The following is a 24,903-nucleotide window of genomic DNA, read 5'->3' on the forward strand; positions in this document are numbered from 1 at the left end:
AATAGACTCATAGTTGATATTATCGTGAAAGGGCCTACGTCTTCTTTTATATCTGCTACGCATTTTTTCAGCCCCGAACAACTAGTTACTTCGAACGATACAGCATTTCAGCTATATCACCTCATCTGGAAGACTGCATATATAATAACCTATAACACTACTTAATTATATATTATAAAATACAAATTATTAAAACGATATGTTTCGACAAATTCCATTTAGTTTACATAATAATGTTATATTTTATTTTTATCAATATATTCTAAATGTCCTCTTCCCCAACCACACATACTATCTAAAACAGTACTAACTGTTTTTCCATGCTCAGTTAAGCTATATTCCACTTTAGGTGGTATTTCTTGATAAATTTCACGTTGTATTAGTTGATCTTGTTCTAATTCACGAAGCTGCTTCGCTAATGTTCCTTGAGAAATGTCTGGTATTAATCGCTTTAATTCACCAAACCGTTTCGTTCCATCTGTTAATAATATAAATAAAATAAGTGGCTTCCATTTCCCACCGATTATTTGTAATGTCGCTATTACCCCTTTTAATTTCGGTTCCTCTAAATTCACTTTCCTCACCACTCCCTCAAATCATAAATTATAATGAGTAATTTTTTATATTATGTATCCATATAACAAGCGATTAGTACGAAATTTGCGACTATGTACATATAAAGTGCGTACTTTTCACTTGCAATCTTTTAGCGAATAATAAAAGCATAGCAGTTTTATTTTAAAGTTTTTATTAAAGGAGGGGCTAAAATATGTCTATTACTACATTAAAGGATACTCGTATCGTTATCATTGGTGGAAGCTCTGGTATTGGATTAGTAACAGCAAAACAAGCAATCGAACAAGGCGCACATGTTATTATTGCAGGACGCTCGGAAGAAAAATTAAAAATTTCTCGAGAATTAATAAATAACAACCATCTTCAAACTTATGTATTGGATAATCAAAATAAAGAGCAATTACAAGATTTTTTCAAGACAGTTGGGAATTTTGATCATTTATTCACACCGGGAGCCTCTTACACACTTGGACCAATAACCGCTACAGAGGAAATTGCTGAAAGCAGCTTTATCGGAAAGTTTTGGCCACAATATTACGCCGTAAAATATGCAATTCCTTTTCTTTCAAAATCTGGATCTATCGTGTTAATGTCCGGTGCATTTAGTCAAAGACCACTTAAAGGTGCACCTGCTTATGGCGCTTGTAATGGTGCTATTGAAAGCTTAGGGAAAGCTTTAGCTGTTGAATTAGCTCCTATTAGAGTTAATGTTGTTTCTCCTGGAACGATACGAAGAGAGAATGAACAAAATGAGAAAAGACTAGCTGCTTATGAAGATTATAAATCTCTTTCTCTTGTACAGAGACCTGGGTATAATGATGAAATTGCACATACTGTCCTGTATTTAATGCAAAATGGTTTTACTACAGGTAATGTATTATTTCCTGATGGAGGATACACATATCATTAATTTATAACAATTCAATGCCTCCTTAGATTAACTAGTATTAAGGAGGCTATTATGGTTAATCAACGAGTCCTTTTTACTTTATTGTTTATTTGTTTATCCGATAACAAACCTCTGTAACCCACTTATTAGGATCTGATTCCATCGCTGGACTAACGTGATAAATATTAAACATCGGTCCAGCTAATTCATAACCTTCCGTTTCGATCCATTTTGCTGCCGCCTCATTTACAGCTGTCATTTGTTCATAACTTCCGTTAACTGTTATTGAAGCTACATAGGATGGATCTATCTTTTTGAAATTAACATCTTTTGTATTTTCATGCTCCCCTAAAATATTTATCTGTATTTCTACATCCACATCATTTTCCTTATATTCTTGATCATGGAATGTAGCAATACTATAAATCGGATTAGCTATACTAATATTTTTAACATTAATTTCTTGCATCAATATACTCCATAAATCCCCTTCGCAATTATACGATGGAATAACCTTTCTAACACTTGCTACATTTCTTTCTGGAATTTCTTTTAATGAAACATGATAGTTCATTTCAATAACATCCTCTCTCATCGTTTTCATTGAGTCTTCGAGGAGACGTAATTGTTTTTTGAGATCGTCCATTTCTTCCTTTATTTGAGCACTACGATTTTCAAATTGTGACTTTATTACTTCAATATTTTCACTCTCTACTAATTCTTTAATAGTGGCAATATTAAATCCCATATCTTTTAACACTTGAATTTGATTTACTTTCTTTAATTGGGCTGCTGAATAATATCGATAACCACTTTGCTCATCGACTTTTACTGGCTGTAATAGCTCCAATTTTAAACGTGGTTTCCTCCTAAAAATTCTAGATACCTCGAATCTCAACTTTAGCTTAAACAATGACATTGTGTGAGAGTCAACTATTTTTAACAACTTTAATTATATTTCTTTAATTATTTATCCTTATACTTTCTTGCTCCTCAGGGCTATAAATATTGATATTAGTCCGTTCACAGCTAATAATATTACTGTAATACTAGCGAGTAAAGCTACATCTGCTGCAAACAATTTAATCGTATGCCACGGTGAATTTGTGCAATAAATAAGAAGTGGGATCAAAATACTAGATAATAGTAGAAATATACTCCCAACGAACAGCCAAGTTTGTTTTTTACAAGTTTTCTTACGTTTATACTTTTTCATTAACATAATTGATGTAATAATGAGTGAGAGTGTGACTATCGACATAACAATTTGTGTGAATGGTATGTTTTTAGGGATATCACCAGGTTTTTCCCCATTCAAAATACTAATAATCCCCTTTTTCAATACCGTTAGTGCTGTTTCTTCTAATACATGATTTTTATTCGTTAAAATCACACCAGCCCAGCCACTTTTATTTAAAATAAACATTTCTGCACGAGCATCAGGCGTTGATCCTGAATGCCAAACCATCGTTTCGCTTACATTTATATTTGTTGTTCTTAATCCAAACCCATAACTTTTTTCTGAATTTATTTTATAAAGCGGTGATAGATAAAGATCCATGCTTTCTTTCTTTAAAAATTGAGTGTGGTCTTGGTGATTCAAAAACATTATAAATTGAATCATATCTTCCAAATTCGCGGTAATATAACCATACGGTGCTCCAGCATTATCATAAGACACTACACTTTTTCTTGGTATACCAAACAACGACTGGTAACCTGTTAAATAGCCTTTTTCATATGCACTTTCTTTATTTGCCGCTGCGCCATTCATTTTTAAAGGCTGAAAAACATGCTTTTCTATATATGAAGAATATGTTTCATTTGTGACTGCCTCAATAAGGGCACCAAGTATCATATAATTTGCATTACTATATTGATATTTTTCCCCTGGTGGGGCATTTAATTTTATTTTTGAAAGTTTCATTACATTTTCCTTTAATGCTTTAGAACTCTTCAATTGTTTATCTGATAATGCTAAGCCTTCATATGTGTTTATTCCACTTGTATGAGTTAGTAGATGTTGGATTGTTATATTTGAAGTTGATTGTGTATCTTTTAGTTTAAACGCAGGAAGATGTTGTTGAACTGAATCCTCTAATTTTATTTTTTTATCTTCTATTAACTTGACTATAGCTAAAGCTGTTAAAGATTTACTTATTGAGCCAATCGCAAATGGGGTTTTACTAGTTACCTTTTTTTCAGACTCCCCAGTAATCCCCCATGTTTTTGTAAAGAATACATCTTTATGATGTACAATTGCAACGGAAGCTCCAGGAATGTTCTGTTCCTTTATAAATTTTTCAATATACTTATCTAATGTAACTTTAATATTTTGCTGAGCATAAACTTTTGGATGTACGATACATAATATTAATACATTACAAAGAATACAAATTTGAAATAGTTTATAGATAGTTTTCTTCATTATACTTTAGATAGCTTTCTTTTTTTATAACTTACTAGGCTAATAAATACTAATATAGAGAGCGTAAAACTAAACATTATTAATACATAGTTCCACCATTGATTCTCTGCTATACGATATAAAAGATTATAATTAAATGTATTTTTGCTATTAGTTCCGTTAAATGATTCCGTTAAAAATAGTGAAAGTGTAGTTTGTGAGATGAGGTAAGTAATAACTGCGATGAATATGCCACCTAAGATAAATGTGCTCGAATTTCCCTTTTCATTTTGAAGTTGTCTCATTTTAACTTGTAGGTCAATTTCATTTATTTCTAAAAAATCTTGAACAAATAATTGAGGCGTACCTAGATCATTTATACTATCCTCCCCATTTTCACGACATTCTTGAATATGCTCTAAAATTTGTTGTTTAATATTTTCCCTTTCTTCTAAGCTGATATCGTATTGCTTTAATTCCTTAAGTACGTCAGTTAAAAATTGATTTTCTTTACCGTTTAATTCATTCCTCATTTCAGAAGGTCTCCTTTCAAACCACTTTTTAATAATGTTTGAATATCAGATTGTAATTCTAACCACTCATTAATTTTCTTCTCAAGACGTATTTTCCCGTTTTCATTAATTTCATAATAGATTCTAACTTTACCACTGTCTGTTACTTCTTGATAAGTATTTACCCACTCTTGATTTTTTAACTTAGTTAAAATAGGGTAAATACTTCCTACTCCTTTCAATTTTAAATTGTGTACTTCAAGTTCTTTCATAATTTCATAACCATAACTTTTCTTTTTCGACAAAATAGATAACACACACATTTCTAAATGACCTTTAATTAAACTTGTTTTGTCCATAGGATAAATTTAACAGAAATATATACTTCATTCAAGTATATATTTCTGTTAAATTTAAAAATTCTAATAATTATACAATCACTAAAAAAGTAGCATATTCCTTTTGTTATTATCCAAATAACCTAAATTATTATCCAAAAAAAAACATTTTTATACGTCAATAATTATATAATAAATGATCATAATTAACGATTTAAAACTAACTCTCACAGATAAATGGTATTTACATCTTAGAAAGACTAACAAAACTTAAACATAAATGCCAACCTGTAATACCTTTCAGTTTAAAATTTAAGAATAATTTATATTGGTATTACAAATAGATTTTTCTTGCTCTATTATCTATCCACCTTAACACGTTTAAAGAAACTCTTCTTCAACATAAAAACTCATTTGCAGATTATTGCAAATGAGTTTTTAATCCCTAACTGACCACTATTTTTTATTCTTCTTAATTTAATTATTTTTCTCAAGACATTCATAAACTGCCATCATTTCTCGCTTATTCAACTCACGAATTCGATTAAATATTAGAATGTCTGGAACATCCTCAGTTCGTAAGCTTTCATCCACAACATCACTAACTTTTCCAGTTAACCATGTTTGTACATCTATGCCATCAACAATTTCTTTAAGCCCTTCATCATTAATACCACTTGCATTACAAGTTATACATGGAATTGTTAATTTAAACACGCCATCATGTAGATTATCCTCGGTTATAACTTTTTTTCCGTTACAGAATGGACATGGGTTGCTTTTTTTAATTTTATTAATTTGGGTAACTAATTTTTTATAACCAAATGCTTCATACACATATGTTAATTTTTTATATTTTCCATTTGTGAAATACTTATCTATGATAGTTTCTCTTGTTTCATTGATATTTTGGAAATCACAAATAGTCACCTTATTATTATTGCTGATTGATTCGATATTACCTTTAATTTGGCTCCAGAATGGTAAAACATTTTGTAACACCATTTCATAGTTTGAAAAGCTTGCTTGTTCTAATTCAAACATTTTCAGTGCAACTTGTGTTTTCCTAGGCAGTAACGAGACATCTTCTGTCATAATCATATTGTCACCTACGATAGATTTCAATTTGATGAGTACAGGTAAATCTCCTACAATTTTTATTATTTCATTAAGCGGCTGATTGATAATTTCACGAATATCTGTATCTCCAAATTTAAGCGATTTTTGGTGATTTAATACAGTTGCCTCACAAATTGGACATGTCATCATTTCTTTAGAAGTCTTAATATCTTCTTTAATAGCTGCTTTTGAAATAACAATATATCCGCCAATAATTGTATTAAATCCTACCCATGTTCTACGTGTCTTTCCTTTCTTATCATAAAAGGACTTATCAAAATAGCCGTACCAAAATGTATGTTTTTCTTCCTCAGACATATCATTATAGCTCTTTGACAAATCATGACCAAGCTCATTTTTAATTTCTTCAAATAGAAATTCTATTTTTTCATATTGATAAAATTTTAATACTTTCATGATTTCCGGATCGAATAGACCATCCCAAAATGGAACATTTTTATCTTGAATTGTAATTTCTTTATCAAAAACTTCAATTTGAAGACGTCCCGAACATGATGGGCAATGATTATCCTGAGAATAGAAATCGAAGCTTCTCGTATCTTTATTAGTCGGATGAGCAGCTACAATATGATTGATCAATCCACCAATTTCATATAAGAAACTATATTGACTATACAAATGTCTTTCGAGATCAATAGCAACTACAGGTGCAATTGTATCAGATTCGTATTCACCGTAAATTAAACGAGCCATTGATGATAAGCTTTTTAATATGCCACCCTTATAGATGTTTTCTGCATTTTTAAAATAATCAATATGATTTTCTTCTAAGTAATTAATTCCATTTTGTTGATTCAGTGTTGAAGAAATATGTATTTGCTCAGCATTATTCACACTGCTTTTTTGACGATAATAATCATCATGACTTACTACATCAAGATGCTCTATAGATTCAAGCTGTCTTTTTCCAAAATCGACAATATAATCAGAACTTTCTAGCATGTAACTGTTATGCTCAATCATTATGATAGAGACTGATTCATCTTGTAATATCCCTCTAACACTATCTATAAATTGATTTAAAATATTTTGCGATAAACCTTTTGAAGGCTCATCAAAAATAAACAATGTATGTGGATTTCTTGTTTTTGCAAATAACTCAGAAACTAAATGAACACATTGAAACTCACCCGTTGATAATGTTTGTGTTTTTCGTTCTAATGTTAAATAGCCCAGTCCTAATTTGATTAGTAGGCTCAAGCGTTTATACGCAATATCTTCGTTTGGAATTTCATCAATAATATCCTCAATTGAGCGCTCAAAAATATCATCAATTTCTTCACTATACTTTGTCAGTTTCTTTTTAATATCTAAGAAAGTTGCTACAGTTGATCGACTTGTAATCGATTGGTTTCGATCTTGCCCTACCATAACTAGTTTATCTTTTGGATATCGTTTCAAGAAATCTGTAGCTAAACACTCATTGACAAGTGTAGATTTCCCGCATCCAGACTCTCCTGTAACAGTTACAAGTCTATTTTTAGGAATCTGAAACTCAGTCATTTGGATATTTCGGCAATATAATTCATGGAATGTATAATATTCTGTTGGCATTTTGTAATTTCGTTCCGATAGTATTGGCTTTGGCCTTGGTGATTCTTTTACGATTTTTCCACCATATTTTCCACTACCAGGTCCGAAGAACATTTGCTCATCCGTTGTATCCAGTACTGTATCTGAATGATCAATGAGCCAAATTTGATTTTTGTACCCTAATTTTTCGATCTCTTCTAATATTTGTAATAATGTTTCGTAATCAAGCCCCACGGAAATCTCATCAATAATAATTACAGCATTTTCACTTACTGCCATGAATTCAGCTAAGTAAAGTCGTGTTAATTCTCCACCTGACAACGTACCCATAATTCGATTTAATGTTAAATAACCAATGTTCATATTGATAATATTTTGCAGTATATGTTGTTTTGCTTCACTAATATTTAATTCTTCTGCTAGTGAAAGAATAGATTCAACACTTAAATCGTTAATATCCGAAATTGTATGTGATTCAGCAAATAACTCAATAGTACGTTGTTCAACTTCTTCACTATAACGTTTCCCCTTACATTTTTTACACTCAATATTTTTAGTAGTACCACGCCCTTTACAGCCAGCACACCAACCTAATTGATTATTAAATGAAAAGACTTCAGGAGAAAGATTAAATTCTTCCGCTAATTTTTCACGAATCTCTTTAAAAACACCTGTATGAGTACCAATCGTCGAACGCGGATTGGAAGAAATTGATGATTTCCCTAAAAAAAGTACTAAAGGCATTTCTTCCATTTTAATTGCACTAAAATTAGTTTCCATAATATTAGGAAATAAATATTGATATTCAGCCTTTGGCAATAAGGAAACTAGACGCTTCTTTGATTCTTCACCAATTGTTTGACAAAGAGTTGTTTTTCCAGATCCAGATAAACCAGCAATACCAAGTGATTTATTAAACGGAATAACAGTATCAAGTTTATTTATGTTATTAGCAATTAATTGATTTACTTTCATATTAACCTCTATTCTTATTTTTCCACAAAATCATTTTTACAATATAATAATTACATAATGAATATTACCTATTATACAATTACCCTCTCACTTCTTGAATCTTATCCTTGTATTTTTCGAACCATTGTTGCCATTCGTTTTTAGAAAATTCCTTCTCTTCCTCTTCTAAAACTGAAGAAAAAAGGTCAAGACAAATATGCCAACCAGCTATATCTTTTGGTGTATGATCAGTTAATTCATGAATGTATTCTTTAAGTAGTAAAAGAGAACCATTTTCCTCTTTATGTATTTCAAATCGGACACGATCTTTATCCCATGTGAATTCAAGTACTGAATTTAGTTGGCACTCTAAAATATCAATATTTAAAAATGAACCATCCATCATGTCGAACTTTATAATTCCACCTGTTTTAAGGTTTTCAATCTGTAAATTAGACATCCATTTTTTAAGCTTGCTGTTTTCAGTTAAAACAGACCAAACTTCCTCTATTGTATTGGGAAATTGGCGTTCAAATTTTATAATATAGCCATCAGTTTGTTTCTCTATTTGAGCTAACATATTTATTTCCTCCTACTCTTGTATAGAATGTATGTTCCTGTTTTATTTTACACGAATTTATGTATAAAAGAAATCTCTATGGCAATGAAATATTAATTTAATGTGTGAATGGTATCTTGAACATTGATTGATTTATCATATATTCTCTCCATGTGTTTATTACAATAGGCGTACCTCAACATTTCCGCAAAAAAATTCAACATGAGAAAACGTTGATTTATTTACTTTATATGATATTTCCATTAAATATTTAAAAGCAATTTCCTTTAAGATAAATGGTGTTAATAAGAGCTAATATAGTATTCAAATCAAGTTATGTATGTCTAATTCCTTGCTAAACGTAGGTTTACAAAACAAATAAAAAAAGCCGCATTTGCGACTCATGAACTGATAGAACTAACACCTATTCTAGGTGAATGACTTACCTTTTAATCGCGTCAACAATTAGCGATGGAAAACCAAGTTTATCGCCTCGATTTCTAGAATCATACCTTTTCGAACGGAAAATAACACCATCGTTTGCATCCCATTCATTGTAATAAAATTGACCATTTTCATCACAATGTTCAAGTAAAACTACCTCTAATCCAGCGGTTTCAAACATTTTCGTTAATGTTTTATAATTATGAACGATTTTATGACTTGCAGCTGGGTGGTCTTTCGGGCCAGGTCCGCCTATTTGAACTATATTTTGGTAGGTTTCATCTCGGAAAAATGCATCTGGGACTCCGCACCGAATATGACCTGATGGCTTTAAAAATTTATAACAAATTTCAGCTGCTTTTACACCTTCTTCAAAAGTAAGATGTTCCCATACATGCTCTGCTAAAATAGCTGAAATGGAATTGTATTCAAATCTTTCTTCCCAAGTGGTATTGTCTAGTAAATTAAGTTCATCTTCTTGCGTTTGAACCCAACCTGGATTATTATTAAATACTCCAGCTCCGACTACTACTTTAATTTCGTCTTGCTTAATCGCCATCACTTTCACCTCATAAATCTTTTAATGTATTAATATATTCTATGTTTACTATACATTTTCCTTTTTCAACTAAAGTGCCAGTTAGCTCAATAAGATAGGTAACAAAACTTCTGTTGTTTTTACTTATCCTCCCACATACAGCAAAAACGTTTATAGTGCAAAATAAAAAGCGAAAAGAATAATTCCTTCCGCTTTTTATAGCAATAAATACATTTCATATTGTGCTAAAGAATTCTTTTCAAATCCAGATTTCTTTAAAAACCCTTCCAGTAAATTGTTGTTTGGAAACCCAATTGATAAACTTGATAACTTTAATTCTTCACTTGCTACCTGTAATAATTTCGTCCCAACACCAATATTTCTATAGTCTTTGTCTATGAAAATAAAACTAATTTTACCTTGTTCATTTATACATACAGTACCTTTTAGATCATTATCGAAATATGCACCGTAAAATGTATGATTTGTTTTTTCGATATAATTAATATCATTTTGCCAATTTATATGGAAGTTTAACCATTTCTGAATCTCAACTTTAAATGTTGGAAATTCTAATTGTTTTACTTCAATATTTTTATTACCTTTATTCATTATTTTAGTTAAATCATTTAAATTATAATAAGAAAGATCATATACTTTTTCATAACCTAATTTGTTATAAAAATGAATCGCCCGATCGTTTCCTACAATAACTTCAAGAAAAAGCTGCTTACATTTATTTTGTGTCGCTTCTTCTTTATGTAACCCAAATAACTTTTGACTTACACCAATGCCTCGAAATTCTGGATGAACAGCTAATGTTCCGCAGCGCATTGTTTTTATACTTTCATATACCTTAATACCACCAAGTATTACACCAATACATTCGTCACCGTCTAAAGCAAGAAAGGAGTGTTCTAGCGAATTCCCTTCTGGCCCAAAAAATCTTTTTATAAAATCTTCTTTTGAAACTTCCAGTTTAATGATGTAATCTGAAAATCCATCCTTAAAAGCTTTATACACTAAATCTATACTTACTTCACTACATCTTTTGTATTGAATCATATAAGTATAATCCCCCGCTTTGACTTGTTATAAACTGCATTCAAATACATGAAATGAATTACCTTCACCATATCCATCTTTTATTTCATGAACAACAATTTGACTAAAACCATTAGTAATAAGTATATTTTCAAATTCTTTTAAATCATATAGTCTTATAGGAAAATCCATAATCTCAGTTTCTTTTATTTTCTCATCATGAATGATTTCATATTTCAGTATAATATTTAGAAGTTTTTGCGCCTTATCATATGAAACTTTTCTATACTCAACAATTAATTCATTGTTAATTTCTTTTCTATTTGTCTCTATCCAATCTAAAATTTGTTCTGTCTCACTTCCACCTTGTACAATTGTCAGAAGTAATTTGCCATTTTCCTTTAAGTTGTTTTTCATATTTTGAAGACTATTGTCTACTAAATTATTTGGTAAAAGTGAAAATGAACCGATAGGAATCATAATAAGATCATATTTTTTATCACTATGATATTCTTCTATTCTTCCTTGTGACACAACCGGTTTTAAGTTTAATTTTTCTGCTTTATCTTTACAAACTTTAAGCATATCTTTCGAAATATCAAACCCTTCTATATTCACACCATTTTGCATAAAGGGAATTAACATTCTACCATTTCCGCACATTGGTTCTAACACATGTATATTTTTATCTTTTGCAAAAGAAAGATAAAAATCCAATTCTTTTCCGGCTGCAATTGATTTATCACTTTCATATATCTTTGTACAAAGTTCTCCATAATACGTATGCAATTATAATTCACCTCTTAATTTGAAATGAGCGGGATATTCCCCCTCTTGTTATCTATTGTTAACTACAGTAATCTCATAAACACGTAAAAAAGTAATTAAATGCTCACACGCTCGTTCACATGCTAACATTTTAAAAACCTTTTGTTCTTCTTTCGTTTTGTCATTCGCTTGATCTGAGGCAGCTTTTAAACATAGAAATGGTTTGTTATTTACACGACATACATAAGCAAATGCTGCCACTTCTTGATCAACGGCTAAAGCACCGTATACAGTATGAAGTAAATACCTCATTTCTGAACTTCGAATACGTTGATCTCCAGATAGAAATGTACCAAAATGGACCGGGTCATACGAACGCAATTTCTTCATTCGTTTTACGAGTGATTTAGTTGTTTCAATAGGTGCTGTTCTACCATCATATAGATTAAAACTATCTTCTCCTGAACCAGCCGCTGTAACATCATGCTGCAAAGTATTAAGAGCTACAACGATGTGTCCATTTTTCACCTTATCTGATAAACTCCCGCAAATCCCTGTCATAAATAACTGGTCTGGCTGGAATTCACTTATTAATAGTTGTACACAACTAGCACAACTTACTTTACCGACACCAGTTACAACTGAAATAACTTCTAATTCATTAATAGAATGAAAATGAAATTCCCAAGCTGCTATTTTTTCTACACGCTCACTTGGATAATGTTGATGCAAATACGTAAGCTCTGGTTCCCATGCAGATACAATTGCGATCCTTTTCATTACACACTTCACTTCCTCCTATTTTCATGTAAATAAGTCATCTATACTCTCTCGTTCATATTCTGGTATCCACTCTTTATACTTCTCATATAAATCCCGTATCTTTTCTTTATTCTTCGCAATTACTTCACATCCTCTATCATCATAAATAAACATGATAATATCCTTTGTTACATTTATAAAAAATACATCTGGATGTGAAATTTCTTTTTTTCGCCCTAGACGTGGACGTAGGTCAGGGAAATCTTCATGATTAGCTGCTTGAATAAGCGGTTCATATTTAATATCTTCAGCAAGACATTTTAAAGAAAATTGATATGTACAATATAAGTCAGCTTCTTCATCCTCAAATAGAAAAGGGAATGTTTCTTGTCTTATATGAAACTTTAAATCCCTCTTTTTAATAAACCTATTGTATACATTTATTTTCTGCGCATTTTTTATATTTTCCTGTTTAAATCGATAAACATTTGTGACTAAAAAGACGGTATCTTCTTTTGAAAATATATCTTTAAATAGACTTTTATTATACCTATATAGTTGTGTAAAATATTCCATATTATACGTGTTACCATCTTCTTTGAATTGATATTTATCTTTCCCAAAATCAAAATGAAGATGATTTTCCCACTGAAAGTATATGGACGGTACTAACGTAACTCCTGGGAATGTTTGATTCATATATTCTTTAAATTGCATTTTTATACCCTTTCTACTCTACAATTTCTTTTAAATACCAATATGCTTCTTCTAACCACGGGTGTATGACTTTTAATGTATATTTTCTTTCCCACAAATATGAAATATATACAAAAGCAGCATGTTCCAAAGATTTTTCCAATCCTTTTTTTACCTCAATTAAATATGACGGTGTCCCTATTTGATCCCATTCTAATTTATCAGCAATAAATAATACTAAATCCATCTTCGTTGCATGTTTATGCAACGTAGTGTGGCAACTGATTGCATTTAAAACTTCTTCATCCTCTATTTTGAATATCTCTTTTGCAATTACACTCGATAATTTTTGATGAATAATCATTGGAAACTCTCGTTCTTCTTGTAATATTTCTATGCCAAATTCTTCAGCAACTGCAATCCGCTCCTCATTCGGAAAGATTGCACTAATATCATGTAAACACCCTGCAATCGCTGCTTTTTCTTCATCTTCATAAAATATTCCCGCAATTTTTCTCGCCTCATTTGCCACACGAATTGAATGTTTATATGTAAATTCTTTATTGTATTTTAATAGAAAAGCTTTAATATCATTTTCTATTTTTCCAGTTGGAGTAAATGAATATATATCATTATATAACATAGCAAGTCCCCCTTATAACTATCTTTCAGTATAATGTGGAGTTTAAATATCCTTCTTATTTTATATTCGTTATGAATGTTTTAATTCCTTTTTAATACGATACATGAAATTTTATGTAGAAACATTACTACAAAATACATAAATGTTTGATATTATAGTAATGTTGATTAATTGTAAGGAAAGGAACTAACTATAAAATGAATAAAAACATATTAATTATTGATGATGATAAAGATATTGTAGAATTACTGGCTGTTTATTTACGAAATGAAGGCTATAACATTTATAAAGCTTATGATGGTGATGAAGCATTACAAATGATATGTACATATGAAGTTGACCTTATGCTTTTAGATATTATGATGCCAAAACGAAACGGATTGGAAGTTTGTCAAGAAGTGCGTGAAAATAATACTGTACCTATCCTTATGCTTAGTGCAAAGGCTGAAGATATGGATAAAATTTTAGGACTTATGACCGGCGCAGATGATTATATGATTAAACCGTTTAATCCACTAGAATTAGTGGCTAGAGTGAAGGCTTTATTACGAAGATCCTCTTTCCAAAATGCTACTTCCCAAAAGAATGAAGATGGTATTATTCGTATTCGTTCTGTTGAAATACATAAACATAATCATACTGTTAAAGTAAATGGAGAATATATTAAACTCACCTCTATCGAATTTGATATTTTATATTTACTAGCGAGTAATACTGGAAGAGTATTTAGCTCTGAAGAGATATTCGAACGAGTTTGGAATGAAGACGGTTATGGTTCTAATAAAACGGTAATGGTCCATATTAGTAATTTACGCGATAAACTTGAAACCGTAATGAATGGTGAAAAACTAATTCATACGGTTTGGGGAGTAGGATATAAAATTGAGAAATGAAGCATTTGATATATTAAAAGATATACCAAAGTGGAAGCTTATTTTTTGGCTTTTATTAGCTATCACTCTTACACCAATTACCGAATTAATTATATTTCGCCTCGTAACGAGTGTAATTGAGAGTTCACTTACTCTAAGCGAACTAGGAAAAGAATTCATTAGAATTTTTGGCCATGAAAAATATATTGGATTAAAAGAGTCTTTATGGATGATGATTGTATCTTATTTGTTTTTATTTTCTATTTTCTCATCCTATTTATACATTTTTTATCGTCATGAAAGAAAGGTTTACTATGAAACTTGTATAAAAAAAATGATTGAAGAGATTCGGTATATTGCAAGTGGAAACTTTAATCATAAAGTTTCCATCGTACACCATAATTATTTAGAAGAACTGGCAACTGGGGTCAATCAAATTATTGAGCAATTAAAAGTTTCGATTGATGAAGAAAGACAGGCAGAACAAGCAAAAAGCGAACTTATTACAAATGTATCACATGACTTACGAACCCCTCTTACATCTATAGTTGGATACGTAAATTTAATCCATCATGATAATTATAGAGATGAAGTAGAATTACGATACTATATTCAAGTCATTTACGATAAAGTAACTCGTCTTAATGCATTAATGAATGACTTGTTTGAATATACACGCGTTCAAAATAAAGAGTTAAGTTTATATTCTGCTCCCATTGATATTGTAGAATTGCTTGGACAATTAACTGTCCAATTTCGGATACAGCTTCAAGAAGCTAATATTGAATGTCGCCCTTCTTTCCCATCTCAAAAGCTAATGGTACTAGCTGATGGGGATAAATTAGTACGTGTGTTTGAAAATCTAATCATAAACGCTATTACTTATGGAAATGATGGAGATCATATTGATATTACCGCTTACGAAAGCAATAACATGATTACAATTGATATAACAAATTACGGACAACCTATCCCTAGTACTGATTTACCTCATATTTTTGAACGTTTTTATCGTGTTGAAAAATCACGTTCAACAAACACTGGTGGATCTGGGCTCGGATTAGCAATTGCAAAAAGTATTGTTGAATTGCATAAAGGAACAATTGAAGTATATAGCGATGATAAAAAAACAACTTTCACTGTAAAATTACTCCCTTATAAAGCTTAATACCACATATTTATAGGTTCAATTTTTTATCATATAAAAAATTGAACCTTTTATATTCCATCAATATCCAAAATTTAATAATCCTTTATAATTCTTTAGAAATTCTTTACCTTTTCTTTCTTCCTAATTAAGCATTCCTTTTTACAATAATATTATTGATGTAATAGTAGGAGGATCGCTAATGCAATTCTTAAAAAAAATAACAGTTTTATTATTATCTTTTCTTATTACTGCACTTATCGTTTTATATTTTTATCTTTATGTAAATGGTCCAATTATTCAAGCTAAATCAGCTATTTTAATAGATACTAATTCTGGTGAGATTGTTTATAAAAAAAATGAAGAAACTCCTATACAATCAGCTACTTTATCTAAATTAATGACAGAGTATATCGCACTGGAACAACTGAATGAAGGAAAAATACAGTTAGATGAATTAGTAAAAATAAGTAACGAAGTTTTCCGAGCAGAAACGAGTCCTATACAAGTAACTTCGAAAGATAAAACGACGGTTCGTGATTTACTTCATGCATTGTTTTTGACAGGGAATAATCGTTCCGCACTTGCCCTTGCAGAACACATTGCTGGAAACGAAGATAACTTTACACTTTTAATGAATGACAAAGCAAAACAACTAAAGTTATCACAACCATCCCCGTTTCTAAATGCTACTGGAATTAATAACGATACGAATAAACAATCAACTACAACATCGATAGACGTCGCTAAACTAGCAACACAATTAGTAAAAGACTTTCCAGATGTATTGAATGTTACGAAACTAACCTCTTACCAATTTACCTTCAAAGATTCAAAAGTTTTCAATACAAATAAAATGATATATTCCCTTAATAAAAACATTAAACTCCAAGGTGTTGACGGCTTACAAACTAGTTTTTCAACTAATGGTAATTATAGTTTTGTCAGTACAGCCACACGAGGAGATACTAGACTTATTTCAGTAATATTAGACGCCGGTGATGAAAACAGTACTTTTATTGAAACAAAAAAGTTACTTCAGTACGGTTTTGATCCTTCCTCGTACTCTGCACTCCAAGCTTTTAAAGATGCTGTTACATCTTGGACAATATTGTTTCAGTTTAAAAATTTAATCATACAAATGATTATGATCTTTTTCATCATTACAATCTTAATGTTTTTATATATACGTCAAAAAAAAGCCGAGGATTTTAATTAAGAAATCTTCTTATATATAAAAACCGACTTGCGTTTACACTGCAAGTCGGTTTCTAAATCTACAATCCTCTTCCAACTAAATTCGCTGAAACGGGCTGAAGATTTAATTCTCTTGCCCATATAGATATCTGACCAATATGATGAATTTCATGTACAATTACATGCATTAAAACTTCACCGTATTTATATGTTTTATCTGTCCATGAAGCTTTCAATATTTTTGATTCGAAGTCGCCAGACCATAACGCAAAAAGTTATCTAATTCTCGTCTATATAAATCAGATAATGACTTGTACATATCGTTTTATACATTTAACCATTCACAATCACTTCTCTTCGATTAAGTTCCTCTATTATTTGATCAATTATTTCACTTATAGATAAAGATCCATCCAATACAATATCCGAATTCGGCTTAACAGTATGAATTGCCTCTAAATAAGCTTTTCTCGCATGTGTCATGTAATGTTTCAAATTATTATGTATTTCACTCATTGTATCTTCTTTAAAATCTCTCAAAATTCTTCTAGCCATCGCAATATCTAAAGGTGTATCGATAAATATAGTTACATCAATGAATTTTCCCACTTCTCTATTTAAGTATGCAAAAGGATAATCTACAATAATATAATCTAAACTACTATCTTGTATAGAACGCTGAATATCATTCATTAGCGGTGTAAGTACCCATTCATCGTAATTAGCTCCATCATCAATCCATTTGCAAATATCAACCGGACAGTTATCAAATTTATATCTATCAAAATATAGAGCCTTTGATTTTTTCAACTCATGAGCTAAACTTTCTGTAATGGTAGTTTTACCGCCCCCTGAAACAGCTGCAATTGAAATTATTTTTGTTTTTTTATTCACGATTCCCACCAAACCCCTTTTGTTAACATAATATAATTATAAAATACTATTATTTATTGTTCCATTCATATTCTAACATACTCATTTCCCATAAATTCCAATACGTTTCTCCTACTCTTTTTGACTCTCTTAATAAACCTTCTTTTACAAAACCTATTTTTTCGTAACAAGAAATAGCTGACTTATTAAAGTCATAAACACCAAGAGTTACTCTATGTAGTTTTAATTCATCAAAAGCAATACAAAGTACGGCTTTCATCATATGTTTCCCTATAGAACGCCCTCTCATTTTCGTATTACCAACTAGCACTTTTCCAATTCTAGCAGACTTATTTATATTATCTATTTGTCCAAGAGAAATATGACCAATAACTGCTTTAGTCTCTTCATCCATTATTTTGAATGCCAGTGTGTTTGCACATTCTGTATATTTCTCTAATTGCTGTTCATTTAAAGGATATGTGAATGCATTTCCCGACCATTGTATTAAAAATTCTTCGGAATTAATCCAATTTATTAATTGTTTGAAATCAGATCTTGTAAATTGTTTCAGCTTGATCACTCTCATTCTCCTTTCACACAACCTTTTATACACCTTCAAATTTATTTCTATATGAAAAATATATTCCCTTTTAAACAAAATAAAAAGCCATTCATAAGAATGGCTTAGCATCAATAAAGCATAATTAATCTTTATTTGCTACGTCAACACCGTTAAAATCAAACTCATCAGTAACAGTTGTAGCAGGTGGTAAAATTGCTTCAATTTTACAAAGAGATATAATTGCTGCAACTGAACCAGGAATAGCAGCTAGCTTAACAACATCGCAAGTTACCGAAGAAACAGTACCTATATAAGTACGTCCTTCAGTGTTAATTCGCACTGTTTTATTAATTAATTTTTTAAGCTCATCTCTAATTCCTTGTACACAAGAACTGTCACATTTCTCATTCTTTTCCTTTTTACACTCTTCAAAAATGTCCCAACAATCATCATGCTTACACGTACATTTCTTTCTACAATTATTAAATCGAGAACCCAAAACCTCACCCCCTAATCCTTTCTACTAGTAAAGTATGTCCAATAGCTTAAAAGTGTACGAGACAAAAGCATAGAAACAAAAAAACAAACACTTGTACTAAACCTTCTTATTTATACTTTTAATAAGCCGGCTCCTTGAATAGGGACCACCTTTTCCTATTACTTCACATATACATAGGCTTTGTTCGCAGTGATATGGTGTATTTTTCCTTTACCATTGTGAAATATACATTCAGAAAAGCGTACTCCAAAATAAGATATTATTTAAAATCTTAACGTTTCCTTCAACAAGTGTTTGTTGATTAATATCATAACCAGTAGTTCTCTCAACTATCTCTTGAAAATTAGCATAGTTTGTATGAATTCTATATCTAGTAGAAAGCACTCTATCATATAAAGGTAAAATAATAGGTTAATAAACAAGCCATTCTTTTACTAAAACATAGAATAGTATGAATCCTATTGAAGGGAGGTATAAAAGAATGTCCTGGAAAAATGATTGCTGGAGTTCTAAGAAAAAGCATTGTTGTGATGACTGGTGGAAATCTAAAGAAAAGAATCATTGTGATGATGATTGGAGTTCTAAGGAAAAGCATTGTAATGATGATTGGTGGAAATCTAAAGAAAAGAATCATTGTGATAATGATTGGAGTTCTAAACGAAATAAGTGTCGTTGTAAATGTTTCTTTATTTGTTGTCATTGTAAAAGAAAAAGTTGGTAACATTTTCAATATCGACTTAAAAGAGAGAACATGTCTTTTGTGACCGATAAATACTAGAATGTAATATACAAAAAGCTGACTAAGTATAGTCAGCTTTTTGTCAATGAACACGTAGAGATTTATTTTAATATAGTTCTTATTAGAAAATGATTATTTTATATAGATTACTATAAGCATCCATAAAGCCAAGGCGCCAATGATAGCGAGCGCTATACGTGTAGATAGTACCCTTAATTCAAAGTCTGTTTTCTTGGAGGGTTCAGGATATGCAATTATGTAGATTCCCTTTAATAATGCAAGCCATGCAATAACCGTTAGGAACCCCTGCCAGTTGAATACCCATACATTATGTAGGATTACACTACCTAACCCTAGGAAAATCGATAGAAAACCATACATAATACCAAATCCTCTGTCTTCAACCACTAATTTTTTCAATTCACGTAGTACCGATGGACGTACGAAAAGTATTCCCGATACGATAACCGTTATCCATCCCCAAAACAATCCTAAAAAAGTACTAGTTTCCATTATTAGTTCACTCCCCTCAATTATTTATATTCCAGATATTCCCCCCTTTAGAACAATTCCAACATCTTTATATATAGGCTAAATTCTGCTCTTTTTTAATACAAACATGGCATATTCTATGCCCATCCTTAATCACCTCATTTCTCTACAAAATGAAATTTTTATATCATTCTTCATCATCATCTATCCGAATCAACCGAAGTCGCTTTGTACTATTACCGCACACTTTTTCATATCTTGGAGCTAACATGCACCAACGCCAATATAATGATTTATTCGCCTTTTCACTAACCTCTAAAATTATCCCCTCTGTAATAAAATGATCACCTTGATACAATGTATACTCGCTTGTCCCATGGAATCATCATTATTCCCCTCCCTATTAAAATAGCGTTTTTGTTTCAAATAATGCTCTCATTAATTTGGACGCATTTACCAGTATATTTACCAAAAAATTCATGATATCGTTAACTAGTCGAGTACGTCATTACTTGACGATTACCCTTAGGAGCCCCGCAGACAATCGGGGTTCCTTTTATTTAAATAAGGATTTTGTTTAAACTTTACAAAACTCACCTATATTAAACTATCTTCTAGAATTCCCATTGAACATTTATAATACTTTTAAACAGTTTAAATTCTACAATCAGTAATGGAGGCATTTTAATGGGAAACATCCCAAAAATATCATCACAACAATCAAATCCTAAGATACCCTCACAGCAAGTGAACGCTAACACCAAACAAAGTAATAATAAAAAAGCAAGACGCCGTATTATAACTACTTTAGCTTTTATATTACCTATAATTTTTGTCCTTCAATATTCTCTTAATAACCAGCAAGAAATGATTAAAGAAAAACAAATCACGGTTAATACGGAGCAACAAAAATTATCTTCTTTAAAGAAGGATGGTCATTCCCTTAAAAATGATGTTAAGGCTTTAACAGGTAGTGAAGAAGAAATTTTAAAATTCGCAAGGAAACTGTATGGATTTTCCAAACCGAATGAAACTATATTTCAAATAACTGAATAAAATTACACTGCATTACCCCAAAAGGCGATTTGACGATAATCGCCTTTTTATATTTAATTTCTAAAATAAACATACTAATTTCTTTTTCTATCAAATAACTATTTTGTTTAATTTATTAAAATACAACCGCTTGTCCATTTCACATTGCTCTATCATTACATTTACTATTAGTAATACGATTTTTAGAGGTGATAAATAATGGACGAGTTTTTATATTTTGCTGCACTTAATCCGGGTTCTATTGGACCTACACTTCCACCTGTTCAACCCTTTCAATTCCCTACTGGTCCCACCGGTTCTACAGGAGCTACTGGCTCAACCGGATCAACTGGTTCTACCGGACCAACTGGTTCTACCGGATCAACCGGATCAACTGGTTCTACCGGACCAACTGGACCAACTGGACCAACTGGTTCTACCGGACCAACTGGACCAACTGGATTTAATCTTCCTGCTGGGCCTGCCTCTATTACCTTGACTTCTAACGAAACCACAGCATGTGTATCCACTCAAGGAAATAATACTTTATTTTTTTCGGGTCAAGTATTAGTAAACGGTAGTCCTACTCCAGGAGTAGTGGTCAGTTTTTCATTCAGTAACCCTTCTCTTGCTTTCATGGTTCCTCTTGCGGTCATTACCAATGCTTCAGGTAACTTTACCGCTGTATTTCTAGCCGCTAATGGGCCTGGAACAGTAACCGTTACTGCTTCACTTCTTGATTCTCCTGGAACAATGGCTAGCGTCACTATTACCATTGTGAATTGTCCGTAATGGTTTTATTTTTAAGGACTAAGCAATATCTAATAAGATGAGCACTGATTTACAGTGCTCTTTTTTATCATTGGGATGTTCCTTTCAAATGAAATTTCGTAACAGCCTACTAAAATAACGCTTTTATTAAGAACTAATGATCTTTATATTTCTTAAGCTTGTCAGCACAAGTAATTTTTATAATTAGTTAAATTCTCAATATAGTTTGTGTATATAATTCCATTCAAAGATACATAATACCCACGTAACTATTTAAAAATACTTTGTTTTTATATCTAAGTTCAAAAAGGAGCTACATAACATGGATAAAAAAGATTTATTAAGTCAACAACTTGATCCTGTGTCATTAGATGCGCTGAATACCCCTAGTAAGGCCCAAGAACAACTGCAAGAAACCTCTCAGGAGGCACATAATTCAAACAAAAAGGACAGTACTCAAGCTTTACATGGCGAAGATTTACCAATTTCAGATGTATATAGAACAACGAACAAACAGTAAATTTAAAAGGGAAAAAATCTTAAGAACGAGTGAACTTAATTCTTTTCCCTTTTCCTATTTAAATAACACTTTTATATGAAACCCGTACACATTTTTGACACATCCACTATCACAATCTCCTGAAAATTCGTGATAATATTAATTTGTCGGATACGCCAAATTTCGACATTGAACGACAATAATATCTCCCTTATTGAATCCCTGTCCCCCAGGGATTTCTCCTTTTATTCATTACTTTTTTCTTCACTAAATTTTCATTCTTAACAAAATTCATTCACTCCATTGAATAGACAGCCACAGTATCCTATTTTGATAAAAACTAAAAACAAACAGACATACTTAACACTAATAGTAGATTTTTTAACTTCAAATTTACTTTTCCTCTCTTTTCTTTTTGTAAACATTAAAAATGAGCTCTATTTACATAGAGCTCATTCGTAATTTTATAGTTTGCTAGACTGTAGTCCTTGAATAAAGGGTACCACTTCAGGATTTACAAGTGACGATAAATCTCCTAATTCTTTTCCTAAGTAAGCAGCTTTTATGACACGTCGCATTACTTTAGAATTTCGTGTTTTTGGTAAATCTTCTACAACGTGGATGTCTTTTGGACATAAAGCTTTACCAATATGAGAGTTTACTAAACTCATTAATTCTTTCTTTAATTCTCCTGAGAATGTTACACCATCTCGTAATACAACAAAACAATGACAAACTTCTCCTTTTACATCATCCGGTACACCAACTGCCGCTGCTTCTATTACATCATTATGTTTCACAAGAATAGATTCATATTCAGCAGGACCAATACGTTTCCCTGCAATATTTAGCGTATCGTCTGAACGTCCTGTGATGATGTATTGCTCACCGTCATAAATAACCCAGTCCCCATGGACCCATTTATTTTCAAAGCGTGACCAATATGTGTTTACATAACGTTCATCATCTTCCCAGAAACTTTTCGTCATACCTACCCAAGGTTTTTCTAAACATAGTTCTCCGACTTCATCTCGAATTGGTTTACCTTGATCATCAAGTACAACCGCTGCCATTCCTGGTAAAGATGCGTTAAAACTAATCGGTGCGATCGACTTAATTAGGACATTCCCGAAAATCCCACCTGAAATTTCAGTTCCACCTGAATAGTTACAAATTGGTACTTTACCTTTACCAACTGTATTAAATAACCACATCCATGGGTCTGGATTCCAAGGTTCTCCTGTTGATGCGAATACTTCTAAACTCTTTAACGAGTGTTTATTTACATATTCATCACCTTTTGCCATTAATGCACGGATTAACGTTGGTGAAATACCGAGATGAGTAATTTCATATTTATCGACTGTCTCCCATAAGCGGTCTGCTTCTGGAAAGTCTGGGACACCTTCATACATAACCATTGTTGCGCCATTAATTAAAGAGCCGAATAGTAAAAATGGTCCCATCATCCAGCCCATATCAGTTACCCATAATACTCGGTCGCCTTGTTTTATATTCATTCCAAATCCTGCATCAAATGCAGATTTTAGCGGGAAACCAGCATGTGTGTGTACTGTCCCCTTCGGCTTACCAGTCGTTCCAGATGTATATATAAGCATTAATGGATCATCACTGTTCATTTCTTCAGCATGTATAAATGGTTTTTCTTTTTCTAACGTACTCCATGAAAAATCATAATTATGCGGTGTAAAATCATTTCCTGCATGACGAACAATTACCACCTTTTCAACAGTTGGACAATGTTCACAAGCTTTATCTACTTCATCTTTTAATGAAACAATTTTCCCACGGCGTGAAAAGCCATCTGCGGTAATAACCATTTTTGAACCAGCTGCTTGTACACGTGTCATTACTGCATCAGCAGCAAAACCTGAGAATATTGGTGAAATAATCGCTCCAATTTTCATTACCGCTAACATAGCAACAACTGTTTCAGGAATCATTGGCATGTAAATTGTTACACGATCACCTTTTTCAATACCAGCATGTTTCAAACCGTTGGCAACACGGCTTACCCAGCTGTCAAGCTCTTCATATGTAAATGATTTCGAAGTTCCGTTTTCCCCTTCATACATAAGTGCTGCTTGTGTTTTCGTTTTATCGTCTGCAAGCCAGCGAGATAAAGCAGATTCTACAACGTTACAAGTTCCCTCAGTATACCACTGTGCAAACGGTGTACCATTTTCTAAATCTAACACTTCTGTATATGGTTTCATCCACTGATAGCCAACTGCTCTCTCAGCTTCTCCCCAAAACCAAGCTGTTTCTTCAATTGACTTATTATAAAAAGCTTCGTAATCTTCATAGCCTAATGATTTCATCCAACCAAATAAACGCGTTTTTTCTTTATATTCTTCTGTTGGAAACCAAACTGCTTGTTTCATGTTTTC

At 31.6% G+C, this 24,903-nt stretch carries 28 protein-coding genes and 2 pseudogenes; 8 read left to right on the forward strand and 22 right to left on the reverse strand.

The window, feature by feature from the left end; translation table 11 throughout:
* Window positions 1-236 precede the first annotated feature (236 nt).
* Window positions 237-575 carry a winged helix-turn-helix transcriptional regulator gene (locus tag BG05_RS18865; RefSeq protein ID WP_033713746.1) on the reverse strand — a complete coding sequence of 113 codons (339 nt, stop codon included), beginning with the start codon at window positions 573-575 and terminating at the stop codon, window positions 237-239.
* A 194-nt stretch (window positions 576-769) separates the two neighbouring features.
* Between BG05_RS18865 and BG05_RS18870 the strand changes: the two genes are divergently transcribed.
* Window positions 770-1,486, forward strand: coding sequence for an SDR family oxidoreductase (locus tag BG05_RS18870; RefSeq protein ID WP_002085411.1), 717 nt, complete (start codon window positions 770-772; stop codon window positions 1,484-1,486).
* An 85-nt stretch (window positions 1,487-1,571) separates the two neighbouring features.
* Here BG05_RS18870 and BG05_RS18875 read toward each other — a convergent pair whose 3' ends face one another.
* From BG05_RS18875 to yqeK, 12 genes are all read right to left on the reverse strand, one after another.
* Window positions 1,572-2,378 carry a MerR family transcriptional regulator gene (locus BG05_RS18875; RefSeq protein WP_033713794.1) on the reverse strand — a complete coding sequence of 269 codons (807 nt, stop codon included), beginning with the start codon at window positions 2,376-2,378 and terminating at the stop codon, window positions 1,572-1,574.
* A 63-nt stretch (window positions 2,379-2,441) separates the two neighbouring features.
* Window positions 2,442-3,893 carry a serine hydrolase domain-containing protein gene (locus BG05_RS18880; RefSeq protein ID WP_003189398.1) on the reverse strand — a complete coding sequence of 484 codons (1,452 nt, stop codon included), beginning with the start codon at window positions 3,891-3,893 and terminating at the stop codon, window positions 2,442-2,444.
* Window positions 3,893-4,405 carry a DUF1129 domain-containing protein gene (locus BG05_RS18885; protein ID WP_002168325.1) on the reverse strand — a complete coding sequence of 171 codons (513 nt, stop codon included), beginning with the start codon at window positions 4,403-4,405 and terminating at the stop codon, window positions 3,893-3,895. Before BG05_RS18885 ends, BG05_RS18880 begins: the two co-directional genes overlap by 1 nt.
* Window positions 4,402-4,743 carry a PadR family transcriptional regulator gene (locus BG05_RS18890; protein WP_002032268.1) on the reverse strand — a complete coding sequence of 114 codons (342 nt, stop codon included), beginning with the start codon at window positions 4,741-4,743 and terminating at the stop codon, window positions 4,402-4,404. Before BG05_RS18890 ends, BG05_RS18885 begins: the two co-directional genes overlap by 4 nt.
* Before the next feature lie 456 nt (window positions 4,744-5,199).
* Window positions 5,200-8,370 (reverse strand): ATP-binding cassette domain-containing protein, encoded by a 3,171-nt coding sequence (locus BG05_RS18895; RefSeq protein WP_003189393.1) that lies wholly within the window; start codon window positions 8,368-8,370, stop codon window positions 5,200-5,202.
* Window positions 8,371-8,449: 79 nt separating this feature from the next.
* Window positions 8,450-8,929: an SRPBCC family protein gene (locus BG05_RS18900; RefSeq protein WP_002127512.1), complete on the reverse strand. Its 480-nt coding sequence runs from the start codon at window positions 8,927-8,929 to the stop codon at window positions 8,450-8,452.
* A gap of 421 nt (window positions 8,930-9,350) precedes the next feature.
* A complete protein-coding gene (locus tag BG05_RS18905) occupies window positions 9,351-9,914 on the reverse strand; it encodes a class I SAM-dependent methyltransferase (protein WP_033708111.1) in 564 nt (187 codons plus the stop codon).
* Between the two features lie 192 nt (window positions 9,915-10,106).
* The gene (locus tag BG05_RS18910) at window positions 10,107-10,955 is read right to left on the reverse strand and encodes a GNAT family N-acetyltransferase (protein WP_003189390.1); all 849 of its coding nucleotides are present in this window, start codon (window positions 10,953-10,955) and stop codon (window positions 10,107-10,109) included.
* Window positions 10,956-10,982: 27 nt separating this feature from the next.
* A complete protein-coding gene (locus BG05_RS18915) occupies window positions 10,983-11,723 on the reverse strand; it encodes a class I SAM-dependent methyltransferase (RefSeq protein WP_003189388.1) in 741 nt (246 codons plus the stop codon).
* Window positions 11,724-11,771: 48 nt separating this feature from the next.
* Window positions 11,772-12,482, reverse strand: coding sequence for a 5'-methylthioadenosine/S-adenosylhomocysteine nucleosidase (gene mtnN / locus BG05_RS18920; protein ID WP_002016571.1), 711 nt, complete (start codon window positions 12,480-12,482; stop codon window positions 11,772-11,774).
* A 24-nt stretch (window positions 12,483-12,506) separates the two neighbouring features.
* A complete protein-coding gene (locus BG05_RS18925; protein ID WP_003189386.1) occupies window positions 12,507-13,181 on the reverse strand; it encodes a DUF3885 domain-containing protein in 675 nt (224 codons plus the stop codon).
* Window positions 13,182-13,194: 13 nt separating this feature from the next.
* Window positions 13,195-13,803 (reverse strand): bis(5'-nucleosyl)-tetraphosphatase (symmetrical) YqeK, encoded by a 609-nt coding sequence (yqeK, locus tag BG05_RS18930; protein ID WP_002168331.1) that lies wholly within the window; start codon window positions 13,801-13,803, stop codon window positions 13,195-13,197.
* Between the two features lie 197 nt (window positions 13,804-14,000).
* On the opposite strand from yqeK, the gene BG05_RS18935 reads away from it, so the two are divergent.
* The 3 genes from BG05_RS18935 to BG05_RS18945 all read left to right on the forward strand — a co-directional run bounded on the left by BG05_RS18935 (window position 14,001) and on the right by BG05_RS18945 (window position 17,041).
* Window positions 14,001-14,696: a response regulator transcription factor gene (locus BG05_RS18935; protein ID WP_002016575.1), complete on the forward strand. Its 696-nt coding sequence runs from the start codon at window positions 14,001-14,003 to the stop codon at window positions 14,694-14,696.
* The gene (locus BG05_RS18940) at window positions 14,686-15,843 is read left to right on the forward strand and encodes a sensor histidine kinase (protein WP_002085430.1); all 1,158 of its coding nucleotides are present in this window, start codon (window positions 14,686-14,688) and stop codon (window positions 15,841-15,843) included. The genes BG05_RS18935 and BG05_RS18940 overlap by 11 nt, the downstream gene beginning before the upstream one ends.
* Window positions 15,844-16,024: 181 nt before the next feature.
* Complete coding sequence (locus BG05_RS18945; protein ID WP_002185782.1) at window positions 16,025-17,041, forward strand: D-alanyl-D-alanine carboxypeptidase family protein; 1,017 nt, start codon at window positions 16,025-16,027, stop codon at window positions 17,039-17,041.
* A gap of 58 nt (window positions 17,042-17,099) precedes the next feature.
* Here the strand turns inward: BG05_RS18945 and BG05_RS29855 are convergent.
* From BG05_RS29855 to BG05_RS18960, 4 genes and pseudogenes are all read right to left on the reverse strand, one after another.
* Window positions 17,100-17,332: pseudogene (locus tag BG05_RS29855) on the reverse strand (DinB family protein); the annotation flags it as partial.
* A 20-nt stretch (window positions 17,333-17,352) separates the two neighbouring features.
* The gene (locus tag BG05_RS18950; RefSeq protein ID WP_016127014.1) at window positions 17,353-17,913 is read right to left on the reverse strand and encodes a nucleoside/nucleotide kinase family protein; all 561 of its coding nucleotides are present in this window, start codon (window positions 17,911-17,913) and stop codon (window positions 17,353-17,355) included.
* Between the two features lie 49 nt (window positions 17,914-17,962).
* A complete protein-coding gene (locus BG05_RS18955; RefSeq protein WP_002127499.1) occupies window positions 17,963-18,475 on the reverse strand; it encodes a GNAT family N-acetyltransferase in 513 nt (170 codons plus the stop codon).
* Window positions 18,476-18,599: 124 nt separating this feature from the next.
* The gene (locus BG05_RS18960) at window positions 18,600-18,956 is read right to left on the reverse strand and encodes a hypothetical protein (RefSeq protein WP_002032241.1); all 357 of its coding nucleotides are present in this window, start codon (window positions 18,954-18,956) and stop codon (window positions 18,600-18,602) included.
* Between the two features lie 494 nt (window positions 18,957-19,450).
* Here BG05_RS18960 and BG05_RS18965 point away from each other — a divergent pair, with 494 nt between their 5' ends.
* Window positions 19,451-19,720: a hypothetical protein gene (locus tag BG05_RS18965; RefSeq protein ID WP_002127498.1), complete on the forward strand. Its 270-nt coding sequence runs from the start codon at window positions 19,451-19,453 to the stop codon at window positions 19,718-19,720.
* Between the two features lie 107 nt (window positions 19,721-19,827).
* Here the strand turns inward: BG05_RS18965 and BG05_RS18970 are convergent, their stop codons facing one another.
* Window positions 19,828-20,208 carry a hypothetical protein gene (locus BG05_RS18970; protein WP_002127497.1) on the reverse strand — a complete coding sequence of 127 codons (381 nt, stop codon included), beginning with the start codon at window positions 20,206-20,208 and terminating at the stop codon, window positions 19,828-19,830.
* Window positions 20,209-20,374: 166 nt separating this feature from the next.
* Window positions 20,375-20,545 carry a hypothetical protein gene (locus tag BG05_RS31130; protein ID WP_003189371.1) on the reverse strand — a complete coding sequence of 57 codons (171 nt, stop codon included), beginning with the start codon at window positions 20,543-20,545 and terminating at the stop codon, window positions 20,375-20,377.
* Window positions 20,546-20,874: 329 nt separating this feature from the next.
* Between BG05_RS31130 and BG05_RS18975 the strand changes: the two genes are divergently transcribed.
* Both BG05_RS18975 and BG05_RS31625 read left to right on the forward strand, forming a co-directional pair.
* A complete protein-coding gene (locus BG05_RS18975) occupies window positions 20,875-21,243 on the forward strand; it encodes an FtsB family cell division protein (protein WP_033729436.1) in 369 nt (122 codons plus the stop codon).
* Window positions 21,244-21,441: 198 nt separating this feature from the next.
* Window positions 21,442-21,498, forward strand: a pseudogene (locus tag BG05_RS31625) (exosporium leader peptide-containing protein); the annotation flags it as partial.
* A 17-nt stretch (window positions 21,499-21,515) separates the two neighbouring features.
* On the opposite strand, the gene BG05_RS31630 reads toward BG05_RS31625, so the two are convergent.
* Window positions 21,516-21,737 (reverse strand): hypothetical protein, encoded by a 222-nt coding sequence (locus tag BG05_RS31630; protein WP_033733989.1) that lies wholly within the window; start codon window positions 21,735-21,737, stop codon window positions 21,516-21,518.
* A 45-nt stretch (window positions 21,738-21,782) separates the two neighbouring features.
* The gene (locus BG05_RS31635; protein ID WP_002085442.1) at window positions 21,783-21,998 is read right to left on the reverse strand and encodes a hypothetical protein; all 216 of its coding nucleotides are present in this window, start codon (window positions 21,996-21,998) and stop codon (window positions 21,783-21,785) included.
* Window positions 21,999-22,315: 317 nt separating this feature from the next.
* On the opposite strand from BG05_RS31635, the gene BG05_RS18990 reads away from it, so the two are divergent.
* Entirely contained in the window at window positions 22,316-22,513 is a 198-nt protein-coding gene (locus BG05_RS18990) for a hypothetical protein (RefSeq protein ID WP_002017016.1), read from the forward strand.
* A 443-nt stretch (window positions 22,514-22,956) separates the two neighbouring features.
* On the opposite strand, the gene BG05_RS18995 is transcribed toward BG05_RS18990, so the two are convergent.
* Complete coding sequence (locus BG05_RS18995) at window positions 22,957-24,897, reverse strand: AMP-binding protein (protein ID WP_003189366.1); 1,941 nt, start codon at window positions 24,895-24,897, stop codon at window positions 22,957-22,959.
* Window positions 24,898-24,903: the final 6 nt, after the last annotated feature.

The organism is Bacillus mycoides, from assembly GCF_000832605.1.
In the GTDB taxonomy this organism is placed as follows: domain Bacteria; phylum Bacillota; class Bacilli; order Bacillales; family Bacillaceae_G; genus Bacillus_A; species Bacillus_A mycoides.

Bases quoted from the DNA above. Each gene is read 5' to 3' on its own strand.
- BG05_RS18890 (WP_002032268.1), bottom strand. From the start codon at position 4,743: ATGGACAAAACAAGTTTAATTAAAGGTCATTTAGAAATGTGTGTGTTA.
- BG05_RS18925 (WP_003189386.1), bottom strand. From the start codon at position 13,181: ATGCAATTTAAAGAATATATGAATCAAACATTCCCAGGAGTTACGTTA.
- BG05_RS18990 (WP_002017016.1), top strand. From the start codon at position 22,316: ATGGATAAAAAAGATTTATTAAGTCAACAACTTGATCCTGTGTCATTA.
- BG05_RS18870 (WP_002085411.1), top strand. From the start codon at position 770: ATGTCTATTACTACATTAAAGGATACTCGTATCGTTATCATTGGTGGA.
- BG05_RS18945 (WP_002185782.1), top strand. From the start codon at position 16,025: ATGCAATTCTTAAAAAAAATAACAGTTTTATTATTATCTTTTCTTATT.
- mtnN (WP_002016571.1), bottom strand. From the start codon at position 12,482: ATGAAAAGGATCGCAATTGTATCTGCATGGGAACCAGAGCTTACGTAT.
- BG05_RS18975 (WP_033729436.1), top strand. From the start codon at position 20,875: ATGGGAAACATCCCAAAAATATCATCACAACAATCAAATCCTAAGATA.
- BG05_RS18910 (WP_003189390.1), bottom strand. From the start codon at position 10,955: ATGATTCAATACAAAAGATGTAGTGAAGTAAGTATAGATTTAGTGTAT.
- BG05_RS18970 (WP_002127497.1), bottom strand. From the start codon at position 20,208: ATGGAAACTAGTACTTTTTTAGGATTGTTTTGGGGATGGATAACGGTT.
- BG05_RS18895 (WP_003189393.1), bottom strand. From the start codon at position 8,370: ATGAAAGTAAATCAATTAATTGCTAATAACATAAATAAACTTGATACT.
- BG05_RS18935 (WP_002016575.1), top strand. From the start codon at position 14,001: ATGAATAAAAACATATTAATTATTGATGATGATAAAGATATTGTAGAA.
- BG05_RS18995 (WP_003189366.1), bottom strand. From the start codon at position 24,897: ATGAAACAAGCAGTTTGGTTTCCAACAGAAGAATATAAAGAAAAAACG.
- BG05_RS18965 (WP_002127498.1), top strand. From the start codon at position 19,451: ATGATTGCTGGAGTTCTAAGAAAAAGCATTGTTGTGATGACTGGTGGA.
- BG05_RS18880 (WP_003189398.1), bottom strand. From the start codon at position 3,893: ATGAAGAAAACTATCTATAAACTATTTCAAATTTGTATTCTTTGTAAT.
- BG05_RS18885 (WP_002168325.1), bottom strand. From the start codon at position 4,405: ATGAGGAATGAATTAAACGGTAAAGAAAATCAATTTTTAACTGACGTA.
- BG05_RS18900 (WP_002127512.1), bottom strand. From the start codon at position 8,929: ATGTTAGCTCAAATAGAGAAACAAACTGATGGCTATATTATAAAATTT.
- BG05_RS31635 (WP_002085442.1), bottom strand. From the start codon at position 21,998: ATGGTAATAGTGACGCTAGCCATTGTTCCAGGAGAATCAAGAAGTGAA.
- yqeK (WP_002168331.1), bottom strand. From the start codon at position 13,803: ATGTTATATAATGATATATATTCATTTACTCCAACTGGAAAAATAGAA.